At 38.6% G+C, this 18018-nt stretch carries 15 protein-coding genes; 5 read left to right on the forward strand and 10 right to left on the reverse strand.

Translation table 11 applies throughout. The annotated features are described in order from the left end of the window. Window positions 1-44: 44 nt before the first annotated feature. From N9I19_RS12870 to N9I19_RS25240, 3 genes are all read right to left on the reverse strand, one after another. Window positions 45-656: a TetR/AcrR family transcriptional regulator gene (locus N9I19_RS12870; RefSeq protein ID WP_061463059.1), complete on the reverse strand. Its 612-nt coding sequence runs from the start codon at window positions 654-656 to the stop codon at window positions 45-47. 237 nt (window positions 657-893) lie between these two features. Continuing rightward, window positions 894-1652, reverse strand: coding sequence for a hypothetical protein (locus N9I19_RS12875; protein ID WP_317777994.1), 759 nt, complete (start codon window positions 1650-1652; stop codon window positions 894-896). A 280-nt stretch (window positions 1653-1932) separates the two neighbouring features. Further along, entirely contained in the window at window positions 1933-2292 is a 360-nt protein-coding gene (locus tag N9I19_RS25240; RefSeq protein ID WP_411730433.1) for a cytochrome d ubiquinol oxidase subunit II, read from the reverse strand. 285 nt (window positions 2293-2577) lie between these two features. On the opposite strand from N9I19_RS25240, the gene N9I19_RS12880 reads away from it, so the two are divergent. Next, a complete protein-coding gene (locus tag N9I19_RS12880) occupies window positions 2578-4065 on the forward strand; it encodes a flavin monoamine oxidase family protein (protein WP_317777995.1) in 1488 nt (495 codons plus the stop codon). Between the two features lie 212 nt (window positions 4066-4277). Here the strand turns inward: N9I19_RS12880 and N9I19_RS25245 are convergent, their stop codons facing one another. Beyond that, entirely contained in the window at window positions 4278-4511 is a 234-nt protein-coding gene (locus N9I19_RS25245; protein ID WP_411730434.1) for a Ger(x)C family spore germination C-terminal domain-containing protein, read from the reverse strand. Window positions 4512-4582: 71 nt separating this feature from the next. After that, window positions 4583-4831: a hypothetical protein gene (locus tag N9I19_RS12885; protein WP_317777996.1), complete on the reverse strand. Its 249-nt coding sequence runs from the start codon at window positions 4829-4831 to the stop codon at window positions 4583-4585. A gap of 348 nt (window positions 4832-5179) precedes the next feature. Here N9I19_RS12885 and N9I19_RS12890 point away from each other — a divergent pair, with 348 nt between their 5' ends. The 3 genes from N9I19_RS12890 to N9I19_RS12900 are packed head-to-tail and all read left to right on the forward strand — an operon-like array spanning window position 5180 to window position 8865. After that, complete coding sequence (locus tag N9I19_RS12890) at window positions 5180-6673, forward strand: spore germination protein (RefSeq protein ID WP_411730435.1); 1494 nt, start codon at window positions 5180-5182, stop codon at window positions 6671-6673. Window positions 6674-6691: 18 nt separating this feature from the next. Continuing rightward, the gene (locus N9I19_RS12895) at window positions 6692-7783 is read left to right on the forward strand and encodes a GerAB/ArcD/ProY family transporter (RefSeq protein WP_317777998.1); all 1092 of its coding nucleotides are present in this window, start codon (window positions 6692-6694) and stop codon (window positions 7781-7783) included. Continuing rightward, a complete protein-coding gene (locus N9I19_RS12900) occupies window positions 7780-8865 on the forward strand; it encodes a Ger(x)C family spore germination protein (protein WP_061463054.1) in 1086 nt (361 codons plus the stop codon). The genes N9I19_RS12895 and N9I19_RS12900 overlap by 4 nt, the downstream gene beginning before the upstream one ends. Before the next feature lie 180 nt (window positions 8866-9045). Here N9I19_RS12900 and cysI read toward each other — a convergent pair whose 3' ends face one another. Together cysI and N9I19_RS12910 are read right to left on the reverse strand one after the other, a co-directional pair. Next, the gene (gene cysI / locus N9I19_RS12905) at window positions 9046-10764 is read right to left on the reverse strand and encodes an assimilatory sulfite reductase (NADPH) hemoprotein subunit (RefSeq protein ID WP_317777999.1); all 1719 of its coding nucleotides are present in this window, start codon (window positions 10762-10764) and stop codon (window positions 9046-9048) included. A 26-nt stretch (window positions 10765-10790) separates the two neighbouring features. Beyond that, window positions 10791-12605, reverse strand: a complete 1815-nt coding sequence (locus tag N9I19_RS12910; protein WP_317778000.1) for an assimilatory sulfite reductase (NADPH) flavoprotein subunit — start codon at window positions 12603-12605, stop codon at window positions 10791-10793. Between the two features lie 350 nt (window positions 12606-12955). On the opposite strand from N9I19_RS12910, the gene N9I19_RS12915 reads away from it, so the two are divergent. Continuing rightward, window positions 12956-13864: a LysR family transcriptional regulator gene (locus N9I19_RS12915; RefSeq protein WP_317778001.1), complete on the forward strand. Its 909-nt coding sequence runs from the start codon at window positions 12956-12958 to the stop codon at window positions 13862-13864. A 459-nt stretch (window positions 13865-14323) separates the two neighbouring features. Here the strand turns inward: N9I19_RS12915 and N9I19_RS12920 are convergent, their stop codons facing one another. The 3 genes from N9I19_RS12920 to N9I19_RS12930 all read right to left on the reverse strand — a co-directional run bounded on the left by N9I19_RS12920 (window position 14324) and on the right by N9I19_RS12930 (window position 17066). After that, window positions 14324-14746, reverse strand: a complete 423-nt coding sequence (locus N9I19_RS12920; protein WP_317778002.1) for a hypothetical protein — start codon at window positions 14744-14746, stop codon at window positions 14324-14326. After that, the gene (locus N9I19_RS12925) at window positions 14736-16247 is read right to left on the reverse strand and encodes an FTR1 family iron permease (protein WP_317778003.1); all 1512 of its coding nucleotides are present in this window, start codon (window positions 16245-16247) and stop codon (window positions 14736-14738) included. The genes N9I19_RS12920 and N9I19_RS12925 overlap by 11 nt, the downstream gene beginning before the upstream one ends. A 309-nt stretch (window positions 16248-16556) precedes the next feature. Next, entirely contained in the window at window positions 16557-17066 is a 510-nt protein-coding gene (locus tag N9I19_RS12930; RefSeq protein ID WP_061463048.1) for a DoxX family protein, read from the reverse strand. Window positions 17067-18018 lie beyond the last annotated feature (952 nt).

Here is an 18018-nt window from a genome sequence, read left to right on the forward strand (position 1 = left end):
TATTAAGACCGACTAGTTGGTCTGTACAATTCAGGTTTTACTGTTTAATCCACAACCAATTGGTTTTTCAGTAAAAATGGCCGGGTTATTTCCTCTTCTTTTTGTTTATCCGTCAATAGTGCCTGCAGAATTAAATCCACGTAAATATCACCAATTTCATCTATGGTTTTTCCGCCGTCCCTTTTGTACCATTTGTAGGACCAGTTCACCATGCCCAGAATCGACATCCCGGTAATTTCAACCGGTAATTCGCTGCGGAACACTCCCTTGTCAATGCCTTCTTTGATGACGGAAAAAATAATTTCTTTATATATTTGACGTTTTTTTTTGATTGCTTCTACATAAGGTGGTTTTAAGTAAATGCTTTCTTGATAGAAAACTGAGATGTGTGGTTTATAGAGGTCAAAAACTTTAACGAAAGATTGAATGATCTTTTGCATTTTTTCTGTTGGATGGGTACTTGCTGAAATGGCTTCCTGTGCTTTAGTTAAAACATATGAAATAAAGTAATCATGAATGACAAATAAAAGCTCATCTTTGGACGAGAAATGGTGATAAAATCCACCCTTGCTAGTTCCGCATGCCTTGACGATTTCGTTAACGGAGACACCATGAAAACCATGCTGTTCGAAGAGTGTCAACGATGTTTCGATTATTTTTTCTTTTAACTCCGTAAGTCTGCACCCCCTTGTATCCGCTTACATTTAATCCAGCAAGAAAGTTTGATTATGTATAAACTGGATTTATTTAGATTTTACCAAATATTTAAAAATTGTCAATTTTTAATTATAAACAAAAAACAGCCCTCAATACCAAGAGCTGTCAACCTGCTTTATTTAACTAAGATATGCCTGAACTATGTCAAATTCAATACTATCCCATGATAACATTCACTATTTATTACTTCCCTTGACAGGTTTAACTTGGGCTTTTACAAGCTGCCATCCATTGTTATACTTCCATACCGATTTGATTTCCAGGATCGAATCACGTTCATCGGACCCTTTTACATGCTGGACTCCCACAAGCGCTTTCCCTTTTCCAAAAACGTTCTTTAAGTCCAGTGATGAATATGGATCAACCAAAAGCTCTGTCGGTTCATTTAGTTTTCCATTTAGATAAATGCCCATTTCATCATAAGCTTGTTTTCTGGAACTGACATCTATCACCACAGGCTTTTGACCTTCTATAATGATTTCCGCTTTGTATCCGTCAAGAAATTGGGCCATTACAGGAACGGGTGGAGGGATTTCCAGTTCCTTCGCTTTTCCATCCTTGAACGTATAGGCATAACTGGTTATCAACCGCTCTCCACCTTCCATCAAAACCGTGACCAATACATCCTGGACCCCATCATCATTCAAGTCGGCAACTTTGAGGTTTGGATTATATCCAGCTTCAAGCGGGACGCTGATTGTACGGCGATTGCTTTCCACACTTAACTCAATTTTCTTCAGGAACTTGCTTCCTTCCTCATATGGCAAACCCTGAACCTGGATGATGTCTATTTTCTGGTCACCTGTTACATCTCTTTTTGTTGAAATATAAGTGCCATCGACCTGAAAATTTTTATCATGTGCTTCAACCGCTTGATAGCTCAAAAAGAGTGAGATGACTAAAACCGCATATTTTAGCAGATCTAACATTTTCATAGTGATAACCTCTCTTTTCCAAGATGAACTAGTTTGACATTTGTCTCCGTTTTAACTTTCGGCGCTGATCTTTCATGAAGATGGACCAGAAATAACCTGGCACCAATATCACAAAGCCCACTATATATGTGGCAAACACGGCACGGAATGAAGTCGGGTCGGTAAATCCTGAAAGGATCGTGACATTTGGATAAATAATATGGGGTAAATGGCGGTTCCATAAACATAACTGCCGATTAAATACTGAATGATAATCGCTATATCGGCGCGGGGAGGCACCCTATAACCTCCGCTTAGAAAAATTTTCATTTTTGTCTACACTATGCGAGAAGACCAAGAATGCACTCATAATACATAATAGGACCAAGATTAGGCTTGCGGGAACGATCAAGGCTTCCCCAATCGGGAATACTGCACCTGGAAATAAACTGCAAATAGCGATAACAAGACCAACGACAAAAGTATTAGTTACCTGCCAAGTTGGTGATAAATAGCTATTCGCTATCTTCGTAGCATTGGTTTCTTCCTTTTTAATGTAAGCCTTCCTTTCTAGCCTTTGTATCTTGGTAGTATCTCCGTTGTAAAGGAAAATATTTAATAATATTCCACGAACTAAGTTTTCATGGGTTTTATAGAAAATCCGAAAGTTACTTAATGATGGTTATTGGTTGAATGGTTTCTCCAATATTCTGTCGAGGTTATTTTTGGGATATATAAGGCATTAAAAAATGGTGAAAGGGCCCGTCTTCAAAGGAGGCATAACTCCAAGATTATCAGATTTAAAGAAAGCCTTTTTACGTGAAGACTGTTAATTTTGGATACTTACAAGACAAATTATTGAAGACCCATCATAAATGGTGAACCAATAAGAATATGATAGCGTAAATCCGATATAGGAAAGTAAACCCGAGAGGAGAAAAACCCTTTGTCCCTTTACAAAGATCCGCTTTCAACCGATCAAAAGCTGGCTCTCATCAGAAATGGACTGGGACCATCCAAAATACCGAAAAAAATCATTATCATTGGTGCCGGCATGTCTGGGTTAGTTGCAGCATCCCTTTTAAAAGAAGCAGGACACGATGTAACGATATTGGAAGCAACCGGGAGGGTCGGGGGGCGTGTTTTGACCATACGGGAGCCATTTTCGGATGGTTCCTACCTTGAAGCAGGTGCCATGCGCATTCCGAATTATCATTACTTAGTTGCTGAATACATCAAGAAGTACGGTTTACGAATCATCCCTTTTGTGAACGCGACTCCTAATGATCCCATTTATGCCAATGGAATCAAAACGACCGCTGCCATATATCAACGGAACCCTGATATACTGAAGTACCCAGTAGCTCCCCATGAAAGAGGTAAAACAGCTGAAGAATTATTCAACATGGCAATTAAACCAGTGACTGATTTCATCATTCAAAACCCAAGTAGAAATTGGGAAATAGTTATTAAAGAATTTGATAAATACTCCTTGAGCTTCTTTTTACAGTACAATCCAGTAGGGATGAGTCTATCAACCGGTGCAATTGAAAGCATTAAAGTCCTAATGGGTTTAGAAGGTTTACCTGAACTTTCCTTTACTGCCATTCTTCGAGAGTTTTTGCCACTCCTTGATCCAAACATCGTTTTTTATGCAATCGAGGGGGGAAACGACCGACTTCCTTATGCTTTTGTACCCGAATTGAAGGAAAATCTAAATTTCAGATATGAAGTGACAAAAATTGTTCAACATGATAATCGAGTAACCATCCATTCTAAACACACTCAAAGCGATAGACCCTTAACCGTTACCGGTGATCTTGCCATCGTGACAATACCTCTTCAATTGTTGTCATTTATGGATATTGAACCCCGCAATTCCTTTTCCCATAATAAGTGGAAGGCAATAAGGGAACTCCATTATCCTGCTTCAACAAAAATCGGACTTCAGTTCGGACATAGATTTTGGGAAAGGGAAGGAATATTCGGGGGTAAATTGATGACCGATTTACCCATTAGATTTTCTTATTACCCCTACCAAACGGTAAACCCGAGTGAATCTGGTATCATTTTAGCAAGTTATACATGGGAGGATGATGCCACTTTATGGGATATCCTCCCGGAAAAAGATCGTATACAAAACGCATTAAAAAATTTGGAAAGGGTCCATGGAAAACAAGTATACGATCATTTTTTATCAGGAGCTTCTTTTAGCTGGACCCGGAATCAGTACGCATACGGAGCTTTCTCCATGTTTAAACCTGGTCAGGAAACGGACTTGTTTCCATACATCCCAACTCCTGAAGGAAGGGTCCACTTCGCTGGAGAGCATACATCAACAGTACCTGCTTGGATTGAAGGAGCCATTCAATCCGGCATCAGGGTTGCACATGAAGTGACGAATCTTCCCAGAACTTTCGATGAGCCTTTTTAAATGATGGGACTTTTTCTTTGACCATGTTGCATTCAATCAACTAATGAGCCTTGACAAAAAAAGCTCCCCATCCAATAAAAAATCAAAGGGTTTCGGAATGAGAACATCCCGAAACCCTTTTGTCTACAAACTGAAGCCTTCCCATTTGGAAGGTTTTTCATTCTTATGAATTGCCTGTCCATTTATGGAATGTTAGCCTTTACCCTGACAATTCACTTCACCCCTCCTTTTGAACCAAAGTCTATGATCCCTATGTCAATTTGATAATTAATATCAGCTTTACTGAAAATTTCATCCCATTTCTGCTTATGTTTCTCCCAAAACTTCGGATGCTGATTTTCCACAAACAGAAATAATCCAGCTACTCCTGTTTTATATTCATGCTGTAATTTGTCTACGGTTTTCTCGACATCCTTCTCAACTTCAGCCTCGGCAATACGCTCAATCTCTTTTAAATAGGTTTCATATTGTTATCGCGTATTGACTGATTAACGATAGCTTCCATCGAGTATTTCCTTCATACATCTTTAAATGAAGGATACTTTGATGATTGGTTATGAGCAAAGTATCTTGATTTTAGTTTGATTTGATTCTCTTCAAAAACACTTCTTGGAGGCACCAGGATTTGTTGTGTTAACATGATTTCATCATTGTTTTTACTTTTAGCGATTCCCACCCCCATTACATGGGATAAATCTTCAATATTTTCACTGTCCCAACAGCCTGCAAGCATAGGAATAAGCAAGATCAACCATAATCTTTTCATCCACTTCTCCTACTCCTATTCACTTGAACGATTACAAATGTAAAAATTGGCAAGCCAATCAATATAAAGGGAAATACATATCCCTGCAAAATCTCCCATTTTAAAAATATCGGTTGTATTATTAGGGATTTTGGCTAGAAAAAAACTAGCGGAACCAAAACAATAATCGAATAGGAAATGTTGATAGCTTTTAAAACAAAGGTTTTTTTAATGAATCCCCTTTCCGAAACGAGCAGCATGTGCAAACTAAAATGGTTAATATGTAATTAAATTGCAAATGCTAGGATAATAAGCTTTAGTTTAGAGGTGACAGCATTGTTTAACCGTAGAAAGTTCAAAAAAAAAACCATTCAACATTCTGTTAAAAATGACGAATTAAATAAAGCTTCGGATGTAAGGGACCTATTTAATTCCCTTTCTTCATCCAATGATTTCATAAACCATCAAGGAACATATAACGGCGTCGGCTATTGGGTATCGTTTTATCGCTCTTTAATTGATGCACAGGTACTTCACGAAAGTGTTCTTTCTGTCATACCAACTCTGGAAACGATAAATTTGGAGCAAATTAAAGAGAACGTTCCTATTGAAAATACACTTATCACCAGTACCAAGGTTGTAATCGAAGAAAGGATCATGAGAGGCCAAATTGCCATTCGTTTAGATGGAAATCTTGATGAATGCCTATTAATCAATGCTGCGGCCCAACGAGACAGGCAAGTTAATAAACCTGAACTTGAATTTGGAATCATAAGTGCTCAAGAAGCTTTTGTCGAGGATATTGATATTAATCTGAATCTAGTCAGAAAAAGGCTGCCTATCCCTGGGTTGCAAGTAAGTGAAATGATTGTAGGGTCCTTGTCTAAAACGAAAGTGGCAGTGTTATCGATAGAAGGGATCGTAAATCAGGAAAGTGTTGATAATGTTATACAAAGGATCAATGACGTAGAGTTTGATGAAATATTGGACGGGTCACATCTCGCGCAAATGCTATATGATAATTCAAATACCTTATTTCCCCTTTTTCTAAATACGGAAAGGCCTGATCGCATCGCAAGTGCATTAGCTGAAGGTAAAGTAGCCTTGTTAATCGATAGGTCATCCTCTGTACTTATTACTCCAACCATATTGTTGGAATACTTTGTCACCATGGAAGATTATGATATGCCTTGGATTCCGGCATCTGCTTTCCGTTTATTAAGGATATTCGCGGTCGCTTTTTCCATATTTGCAACTCCCATTTATGTAGCCGTGCTGACCTATCATTATGAACTGATTCCTATAGATTTGTTGGAAACGATCGTCTCTTCAAGGAACTTAATACCTTTTCAGCCTTTGATCGAAGCGTTATTCTTAGAGATTTCCATTGAGTTATTACGTGAAGCAGCAGCCAGGCTGCCAACTAAGGTAGGTCAGACATTAGGTATCGTCGGCGGTATCGTTATCGGTCAAGCGGCAGTTGTAGCTGGTCTGACCAGTAATATCTTATTAATCATCGTTGCCCTCTCGGCATTGGCATCATTTGTTACTCCTATTTATAAAATGGGGAATGCCATTCGGTTACTGCGCTTCCCCTTTTTAGTGGGGGCCCAAATTTGGGGGGGACTTGGCATTATCATAACGGCCGTGTTTTTGGTTACCCACCTTATCAAATTAACGTCAATGGGACACCCGTACCTTGAACCCATATATCCATTTCGCATCCAAGATTGGAAAGATAGCTTTGTTCGGCTTCCTTATAATCTTTTTAAATCCAGACCTGAAAATTTACATCCTGATGATATGTCCAGACAGCCAACGCCAAAAAAAGCGAAAATCAAAAAAAATGATTTTAATGAATGATTTAAATGAGGGTCCTATATGAAGCAAGTAGAAGTTAATGAAAAGTATAAGGTATCACCGTTCTATGTGTTTTTTTTAGTGCATTCCATGCAAATGGGAGTAGGCGTTTTAAGTTTTCAAAGAGTTTTAGCAAAGTCGGCGGGAACGGATGGCTGGATTTCGATACTACTTGCCGGACTAATCGTTCATATATTGATCTGGATCATATATAAAATATTAAGTATCGTCCCAGGTGATATCATTTCTGCCAATAATCATGCATTCGGAAAATGGATTGGGAATTTTTTCAGTCTATTATTCATTCTTTACTTTTTGATCCTTGGGATGGATATGATTATCAGCTATATAAATGTCATACATGTATGGATGTTTGCAGAGGTAGCTTCTTGGGCGTTTACAGTGGTTTTATTGCTTCTGATTTATTATATAAATACGGGAGGCTTCCGTACAATTACGGGAATTGCCTTTTTAAGCGTCATTTTGACTTACTGGATTTTCTTTGTCCTATTCTATGCCATGAAATACTCTGAATTCACCAATTTGCTCCCTATATTCGACCACAATCTATTGGATATACTGAAGGGAACCAGAAGTACTTCCTTAACTTTTCTTGGTTTTGAAATGATCCTGATGTTTTATCCGTTCATTAAAGATGCTAAAACTTCACAAAAATATGCTCATGGAGGTGCCTTAACAACAACCTTATTAACCGTATTCATTTATTTAGTTTCACTGATTTTTTATTCACAAAAACAGTTGGCAATGACTATATGGCCGACACTTACATTGACCAGCATTGTCGAATTGCCCTTTATTCAGCGATTTGAATATATAGAAATTTCTTGGTGGGCCATTTTTATCATACCCAACATGACCATCTACTTGTGGGCTGCCAGCAGGGGTATCAAGCGCATATTCAATGTTCAGCAAAAGTATCCATTATGGGCGATGTCCATTATTATCCTGCTCACCAATATATTTGTTTTTGATGAAGATTCCCTATATATATTGAATAAAATAATCAATCCATACGCCGTGCTCTTCCTTGGATTATATTTGCCTCTTCTTTTGGTCATCATTTATATAAAGAAAAGGAGGAAAAGTTTATGAGAAAATTCTTTCTTGTCATCTTGGCTTTTTCCCTCCTTTGCAGCTGTGCCCAGCCAAAAGTGGTTGATGAAGTCAATATGGCCCAAGCCATTGGCTACGATATACGAAAGGATAAAATAATCGAAGGAATGTTCGTCATCCCTATCTTCCAACAGGACAAGATGGGTATGTATCAAATCTTAACTGGAACATCGACGACAACGAGTGATGTTCAGGCCATCGTATCCAAAAAATCGGATAAGCCGGTGATGCTAGGACAGACACGCATCTTTTTATTTAGCGAGAAAATGGTACATGAAATAGGAATGACAGAACTGACCGATTATCTCTACCGTGAACCTCAAATTGGAAACAGGGTCTTTTTGGCAATCGTTGAAGGAAAGGTCAAGGATTTCATAAATACCAAACCACCAAATACGAATGTAAATATTGGAATCTTTTTATCTGACTTAGTCAATCAACAAATTGAAACAGGGAATGGACCGGATACAAACCTCCATCTTTTTTTAAGAAACTCCCTGGAAGATGGCGGAGATTCGTTTCTTCCTTTATTTAAAATAATTAATAAAGAAGTTGCAGTTTCAGGAGTGGCCTTGTTTCATGAAAATAAAATGGTCAGTAAAGTTCGAACGGATGATATGTTCATTTTCAAGACATTAGTTCAATTTCATAAACGGGGAATTTACAAGTTTAAATTAAACGACAAGCAGAAAAGTGATATCGTCGTGGAAAGTATTCGAAGCAGTTCAAATTATGAGGTATCCAACTCCGAGCGAAATCCGTCCATTACGATAAAGCTCAAAATTAAAGGACAAATTAAAGAATCAATGCGAAAGGACAATCTTACCAATAAAAAGATGATAAAAATAATTGAAAAGGAAATGCAAACTTCTTTAAACAGGCAGGCAAACCGTCTTATTAAAGATTTTCAGAAAAAAAACATTGACCCGATTGGCTTGAAGGAAAAATATCATGCCAAAAATAAAAAAATGACCTATGAACAATGGAGAAAGATCTATCCCATGATGCACATTAAAGTAGAAACCAAAGTTGACATCCTCCAAACCGGGGTCTCTGAATAATCAAGAGGGCATACTATCGATGTCAATTGCCTGTTTATTAAGGCTCCTATGCTGCCAGTAAGTAACCATACTCTGTTCAATCTCTAAAATAGTCAAAGCTAGGTTTCCCATATCTCGACTTCCGTTAACATTTCCATTAAAAAGAGACAGGAATCCATTCCTGTCTCTCGTTCGTTATAATTAATCATGAAAATTCGTACCATCCGTCACTTCTTTAACAATGCCCGCATTGATGACAAAGTCCCCAAAATGCTCTCCTTGCTGACGTTCTTTCGCATAACGGGAAAGAAGTACACGCAACTCTTTTAAAATCTCTTCTTCACCGATGTTTTCACGGTACATTTTGCTTAGCCTGCTTCCATCAAATGCTGCACCGAGATACATATTATATTTGCCAGGTGCTTTACCTATAAAACCAATTTCTCCGAGTGCATGCCGGGCACAACCATTCGGGCAACCGGTCATTCTTATCGTGATTTCTTCGTTCCGCAGTCCGTTTTCATCAACGATGATCTCAATTTTATCAAGCAGAACCGGCAAATAACGCTCTGCTTCTGCCATTGCCAATCCGCATGTTGGAAGCGCCACGCATGCGATCGAGCTGCGGCGGAGGGCTGAATGATGTGCACCATCCGTCAAACCGTATGTTTCAAGCAATTCTATGATCTTTTTCTTTTTCTGACTTGATACATCGGCAATGATCAGGTTTTGATTGGCGGTCAAACGGAAATCACCCGTATGGATTTTTGCGATTTCGCGCAAACCGGTCATCAGCTTGTAATCATTGATATCGGCGATTCGGCCACCCTCGACGAATAATGTAAAATGCCATTTTCCTTGCATGCCTTTTACCCAGCCATAGCGGTCACCATTATTATCAAAATGATATGTTCTCGCTTCCTCCAGCTTCCATCCTAACCGATTTTCAAGTTCAGCCTTTACCGCTTCGAGCCCAAGCCTGTCAACCGTATACTTGAACCGTGCATTTTTCCTGACTGAGCGGTTTCCGTAATCACGCTGAATTGTAATGATCTTCTCAGCCACATCCACTATTTTGTCTGGCTGGCAAAATCCAATTACTTTGGCTAGCTGGGGGTATGTCGCCTTATCACCGTGGGACATTCCCATACCGCCCCCGATCGCCACATTAAAACCAACGAGTTTTCCACTTTCAACAATTGCTATTAAGCCAAGGTCCTGGGAGTAAACATCAATGTCATTGGATGGAGGAACCGCAATGCCTATTTTAAACTTCCTTGGCAAATAAAGCGGTCCGTACATTGGTTCAACTTCTTCCAATTCAGGTGTACCGACGACTTTTTCTTCATCTAGCCAGATTTCATGGTACGCCCTTGTACGTGGCAATAAATAATCACTCAATTTTTTCGACCATTCATATACTTCCGAGTGGATTTCGGATTGAAATGGAATCGAATTACACATTACATTCCGGTTTACATCTCCGCATGCAGCAATTGTATCCAGCATGGACGCATGAATATCCTGAATGGTCTTTTTCATATTCCATTTTAAAATACCGTGCATTTGAAATGTCTGTCTTGTTGTCAATTTCAATGTACCGTTACCGTATTTCTGAGCAAGGTCATCCATAACAAGCCATTGAGAAGGCTGTGCAACCCCGCCGGCCATCCGGACACGCAACATGAACTGATAGGCAGGCTCAAGTTTTTGTTTTTGACGTTCATTGCGCAAATCCCGGTCATCCTGCAAATAGCTGCCGTGATGTTTCATTAATCGATTGTCATCATCTGGAATACCGGCGCTGATCCGATCCTGCATAACTTCTCCAAGTGTTCCTCGCAAATAATCACTTTTTTCTTTAATTTGCTCAACATCACTAGGCTGGCCATCTGGTGCTTTTAATAGTGGGTTCACCATGTCGTTATCTCCTTTTCATCCAAATTTCAGTAAACATCACGCTGATAACGTTTAGTCTGTTGCATATCGTCAAGATAAGCTTGCGCAGCAGCATGGCTCATCTGACCTTCTTTTTCTATGATCTCAATTAGCGTATTATGGACGTCATGTGCCATGTTTTTCTCATCGCCGCAAATGTAAACCGCTGCCCCTTGTTGAAGCCATTCGTATAATTCCCTGCTGTGCTCCAGCATCCGGTTTTGAACATACACTTTTTCATCCGCATCACGAGAAAAGGCAACATCCATTTTCGTAAGTACACCTGTTTTCAACCACTGTTGCCATTCAGTCTGATATAGGAAATCCGTCACGAAATGCTGATCGCCGAAAAAGAGCCACGTTTTCCCGTTCGCTTCCGTTTCTTCGCGATCCTGGATGAAGGATCTGAACGGAGCAATGCCCGTTCCAGGTCCAACCATGATAATGGGCGTGTCTGGGTTCTTAGGCTGCTTGAAGTTCTGGTTATGCTGGATGTAAACAGGCAGCATGTCCCCAGGCTGTAATCGGTCCGCACATAAAATGGAGCAGACACCGTTTCTTTCTCGTCCGTGACTTTCATACCGGACAGCTCCTATTGTCAAATGCACTTCATCCGGATATGCGGATAAGCTATTCGCAATCGAATATAGACGGGCTGGCATTTTCCGGAGTATCGATACGAACTCTTGCGCCGATTCACCCCATGAGCCAAAATCACGGACAAAATCAAGCAAATCACGGCCTTCACGATATTCTTTTAACTTTTCTTCATTACCAGGCTCTAAAAGCTCCTTTAAATCCTCGTTACCTGAAAGCTGGGCCGCTTGTTCAATGAGCGATTTTGTCAAAACCGTGATTTCAAAATCGGAGATGAGCGATTCCCTAAGCTGCCGAAGGTCTCCCTGCTTATTGACCTTCACGGTTTCTTCAGGGTCCAAATTGAGTTCAAAAAGAAGTTTATCCACTAAATCCGAATCATTTTTCGGATAAATACCAAGGCTGTCACCAGGTTCGAATGTAAGGCCAGAGCCTTCAAGTGATAACTCGAGATGATGTGTCTCTTTATTAGAGCCACGGCCGTTCAAGTTTATATTTTCCAGTACTTCCGCTTTAAACGGATTTGTCCTGGAATAAGTGTGTTCACCTGCTGAAGGTATCGCTACGGGAACTGCAGCAACGGTACTGCCTTGCCCTTCACTTAAACTGGAAATGACTCCTTCCAGCCATTCGCAAGCAGGCTCATCATAATCAAGGTCACAGTCCATTCGCGGAAATAGTCGTGTCCCGCCAAGTTCCTCCAAGCGTTTATCGAATTGTTTTCCCGTTTCACAGAAAAACTCATACGAGCTGTCCCCAAGCGCCAATACTGAAAAGCGGAGACCTTCAAGGCTTGGTGCCCTTCTGCCATGGAGGTACTCATGGAAGGAAAGCGTATTATCCGGCGGATCACCTTCCCCATGCGTGCTTACGGCAATAAGAAGATTTTGGACTTTTTTCAAGTTGTTCACTTTAAAGTCACTCATGGATGAAATGGTAACCTGAAAGCCATTACCCTCAAGCTTTCTCGCCGCATTTTCCGCCAGCCCTTGAGCATTCCCTGTCTGTGAACCATAAAGAATGGTAACATCTTTTGATACTGTCTTCCCGCTGCCTTGAGCCTCCATTACCGGGGCATCGGCTGTTCCAAGATTCGAAACTGATAAAGATGCGGTCAGATAACCGCTCAACCAAATTTTTTGTGTTTCTGTCAAACTAGGCAGAAGACTGTTAAGAAGCTCTGCCTGTTCATGATTAAAGGGACTGTTCATTACCTGAAGTTGCACCATTTCCACCTCACAAAAGAATATAAACTTATCTTAATTGACTCTTATATACAACGAGCGGATTTAACATTTATTTCCATCCATTTAATTAACTCGTTTACTCCTATAGACCAAGTCGGTTTTAACTGCAAAAAAAAATCAGAAAGTACAGTACAGTTCATACAGGAAGGGAACACTTTTTCAAACCACGATACAAATAAAAATAAGGTTATAAAGGACGATAGCCTTCCCCCGCTTAAACTCTTCCTAAAATAAGTTTCTCATTAAACTTTACTGGAATGTACATCATTAGTAAAATATATATAATTTATTGCAACTATTAAGAATATTAATAATAAGGAGGAATTCCTATGTACTATGATGCTTTAAAAACATTTGTGACCCTTGTAGAAGTCAAGAATTTTACAAAAACAGCAGAAATCCTTCTTATGTCGCAACCAAGTGTTAGTTTGCACATAAAAAAATTAGAAGAAGAGTTCCAAACCAAACTATTTCTCCGCTCTCCTAAATTCCTAAAAGTCACCTCAACAGGTGAAATTCTTTACGATCGGGCTAAACAAATGATCACAATCTATGAGCAGACCCGAGAGGACATTCAGGAACATGATAAGTCCATCAAAGGCGAATTAAAGATAGGGGCAAGTTTTACAATAGGAGAGTATATCCTCCCTTCGTTACTCATTGACCTTCAAAAGGACTATCCTGAGCTTGAACTTCAAGTTGTAATTGGAAACACCGAAGAAATCGTTCAAGCCGTTCGGCTATACAAAGTGGATATTGGTTTCATCGAAGGTCAAACTAATGAAAAAGAGCTTTCCGTACACCCCTTTATGCAAGATGAGCTATTCGTTGTTTCTTCAAATGGTCATGAACTTGCTTATAAAGACGAAGTGGCGATTACTGATTTACATGACCAAGCATGGGTAACCAGGGAAGTTGGATCTGGTACACGTGAGTACCTTAACCATGTCATACGCACTAATGGTTTGAAAATTAAATCGATACTGACGATAAGCAGCAATCAAGGAATTAAAGAAACACTTATAAAAAACGGCACAGGGCTGGCTCTCCTTTCCCAAAGTGTCATTGAAAGGGATGTACAAAATAAAATCCTTTCTATAATTCAATTAAAAAATGAATCCTTTAATAGAACACTTTCATACGTTTATTCACCGATTATGGAAGATAAAAAGAATGTTAAAACTTTTATAACTGAATTAAACAAAAAATGGCCAATGAAAGCAAAGCCGATAGTTTGATCATTGCGAAAGATGCAGTCTTATGAATGAAGCACATGCTGGGGAACCTTATGAAGGAAATCGTTTTAGTGGTTGCTTCTGTACTCTGTTTACATTTACAGTCCTTAATGATCGGCATAAAAAATTGGATATGTGCAGCTAAATAGCAGTGCGCATTGTGATACCGCTTGGGGATACTTAAAGTTTTGTTCGGCAGCTCCGTACGATTTTCATGCAAATGTTTGGTTGATAGTTTTAAAGGCGCGACTGAGAGTTCCGGTGGTAACAGATGGTTAATGGAGGATCAGACGGAGGTGGACTGTATCCGCTTCCTAACATAACAAAATGATAATGTTATTATCTAAATAGCTGTAATATACATATAGATCGCTACTGACTTACTATATAGATTTTATTAAAAACAAAAAAAGAGCGCTTTAATCTATAATAGTCATAGATAAAGCACTCTTTTTCATTATTTTATTTTAAATTTTGTACTTCTGTTAACACACCGTCTAACTCTGTTGCTGCTTTGTCTAGCGTTTTTGCATCAAGTGGTTCAACCTCTGCTCCAGCTTCAATTGTATGAAGTGGCGTTTCTACCTTTTCATATAAATCAGGACTTTTCTCTTTTACTGAGTCCTCAAATACTTGCCATTTCTCCTCTAATTCCTCTCCACTATCTTTTACTTTCGCAGCATCTTTTGCTGTAAGTTGTGTTTTCATATCAGCAAGTACTTGTTTCATGTCTTGTGCACCGTCAGCAATTGAAACTGCTTTTGAATTCGATGTTTCTTCTGTTGTTTTTGGAGCTTCTTTCTTTGTTTCTTCTTTTGTTCCGCACGCTGCTAATGTTAAGGACGTTGCTAAGATGATTGGTACAATAAGTTTTTTAGATCGCATGTTTTGTTTCCTCCTGATTTGTCTGTTGTAATTTTGTTCTTTTATCCTTTTTTTTGTTCAATATCATTGCGACAATTGCCACTATAAGTAGAATGATTTGTGGAATTATACCCTCCCATGTTGAATAAATCGCAAAGAAATCTATAGTAGGGATTGGAGCTTGTGTAGCTGGTAATAGTCCAGCAAGTTGTAGCCCGTGAATGCCCATACCTGCAAATTTGAAGCATAGGTAAAACATTAGAATACTGGATACTAGGAAAAATGGGCGCATTGGAATCTTCAATCCTACTTTTAATATTAAGTAAGAAAGTACAATCAATAGTACTAATCCAATAGCTATACCTGTTAAAAGTGTTGATACTTTAATGGATGCAGCCATCCCGATAAAGAATAACACGGTTTCTGTTCCTTCCCGAAAAACAGCAAGGAAAGAAAGAATAGCTAACGACCATAGACTCCCTTTATCAATGGCCTTTGTACTTTGAGTCTGAATGTATCGTTGCCATTCCGCCGTACTTGATTTACTGTGAAGCCAATAACTCATGTACAGAAGCATCATTGAAGCAAAGACTCCGGTCCAGCCAGCAATTAAGAAGTTATTACTCCCAAATGCACCGGCGGAAAACAACATGTTTACGATTACGCCTAAGATAATGCTTACTCCTAAACCTGATCCAACGCCGATCCAAATCCATCTACTCTTATCTGCATGACCAGCCTTTTTCAAAAAACCTAAAAGTGCTACTACAACAAGTAAACCTTCTAAACCTTCACGCAAAAGGATAGTTGTAGCATCTAACATGTTGTAACTTGTTTTAGATGCAAGCGGAGAAAGATAATCACGCATTCCTTCAATTGTTTTTTTAGCTCCCTTTACGTCGGGGGTCTTTGAAGTAAGCATTGCATACGAAGTTACCATGTCCCTCTCAGCGTTTGTATAGATTTTAGAAGACTGTGTTAATACTACGCTTTCTATATCCAGCCATGAGGTACGAAACTGCTCAATATCAGCTTTTGCACCTTTCACATCATTATGATCCAATTTAGAAAGTGACTGATTTAATAGCACAATCAAATCGGCTACATTCCCCTGATTTTCCCCCGTATCTTCAGTTTTTGCGACAGTATGAGGGAATTTTCCTGCAATGAACTTTTCATTGGTTTGCTTTAATTTGTTGAGGGAATTTTCCAGACTCCTTTTTTTCACAGGTTGTTGGGCTAAAGCAAACTGTACTTGCCCCATCCCGTCTTCTATTTCACGGTAGGCATCTTGAGACTCGTCTTTCACTCCACTTTCAATCGACATCCATGTAGATGAAAATGATTCGTATTGTTTTTTAGCCTCTTCCATTTTCCCATTTTGTACAGAATGCATTGCTTCAATAATGTTTTTGTTTGCACCTTGTAAGTCATTTTCTGCACTTGCTGCAAAACTACGAAACGGGAATGCCATCATTGCAACTACCAAAATAATTATGTATAGACTGGTTCTACCTTTCATTATTTTCCCTCTTCCCCAAAGAAATAAATTAGCCATTAAATGTCTAAAACGAAAATGAAAATCATTATCATTTATAAATTCTTTAAGATTATAAATTCTTTTTATCTGTTACGTCAATAACAAATTATTACATTAAATATAGCTATCTGAAAAAGGGATATATTTGGATATCAACACAAGAAACATGAACGTAGATAAAGACTTGTATTGGTCCTAACTTAAAGCTGTATTAGCGTCTTATGGCCATAAATCTAAGAACAGTGACAAAAAAGACCGCCTATACCAGCGATCTTTCGAGTGTTCTAAATACTAAACTGCATCTTTCAGCACTTTCGTTTTGTTAGCAAATAGTTTGTCTTTAAGAGATGCCATCAACAGACCATCCACTCCAAATCTTCCTGCATTTAAAGCAGAAACAAGAATGAACATAGATAATAAAATTAGTTGTGTGTTGGTACTTGTCGAACCACTAAACAAATAAGAAAAATTCATAACAAGGCCAAAGAATACGGCTGTTTTAGTAAAGCAACCTATCAATAAACCTATTCCGACTAGTAATTCTCCCCAAGGTACAAATGTGTTAAATAGTTCTACATGAGGAATGGCTAGGTTTTCTAGAAAGACAACCCACCATCCCTGGACCGCCGGATGCTCTCCAGTTGCTTGTGCTAATGCTCCATTCAAGAAACCGGAAGCATCAAACTGTCCGCCTGCTATTTTCTCCCATCCAGCCATTAACCATGTATATCCAAGATATACACGCAATACTGCCAAAAGTATAGAGACTTTCTGGTTTTGCCTTAAAACATCAATAAACATGTTGTTTCCTCCAATAAGTAATAAAAAATATAATTTCCAAAATTATAATAACACAGTTGAAAACGAATATCATTATCACTTTTAAAAAGATATGTAAAAAAAACGCCCGTAGTAAATGGAAAAACGTTAATAACCGAGAATTAATGGCTTAATAATGTTTAATTCTAAACCCTTTTTCTATTCATACCTTCTTAAAAACCGTTCGCAAATGTGTACTTTTGCGAACGGGTGATTGATGGCTAGTTTGAACAGCACTAATCGTGGTCTAGACGAAAAAACGGAAATATCGCACGAAGATTCATTTTTGGAAAATAAAACTCCGTATTTTCTAAGCATAACATCTTTGGAGAACTCATATCTTATGCAACTAATGCATCCGTTAGTTGAAAAGAGTGAAAGTTTTTGAGAATAATTTCTCCCACTCATTTAAATAAAGTTTATTAGATTTTTCAATCTCTTTTTATGGATCTAAGCTTTTTATACTTCCATGAAAAGGGTGCAAGAGCTAAGATGCCTACAGCAAACGTACTTAGTACCTTTATACCTGACCATCCAAGACTTCCGGCCTTGCTGAAACCATAAAGTAATGCACCGAAACCAATTGTAAAGTGGTTACATAAGGATATGTTTTACACCGCAATTTCTCGCTAAGAGGTTGAAATATACTTTTTAAATTGAGGAATAAAGAATTTTGAATAAAAGGTAAGCATGTAAAAAGAGGATGAAAATTAAAGAAGCTGTTCTATTTAATTAGTAAGCCTGCCCTTAATCAATTAGATAATAATATTTATTGGATGAGAAGGGTTTTGAGATTTTTTTAAGCATCATTAATAAATTCAAGGAAATGCACAAACAAAGAACCCGTTGGAAGAATTCCTTCTTAACGAGTTCTTTTATTTCTTTATATAAACTCTGTTTACATAAAATCAACTATCAGAAGTACGCCAAAGAG

Source organism: Peribacillus sp. CSMR9, from assembly GCF_033141925.1.
Classification (GTDB): Bacteria; Bacillota; Bacilli; order Bacillales; family DSM-1321; genus Peribacillus; species Peribacillus simplex_A.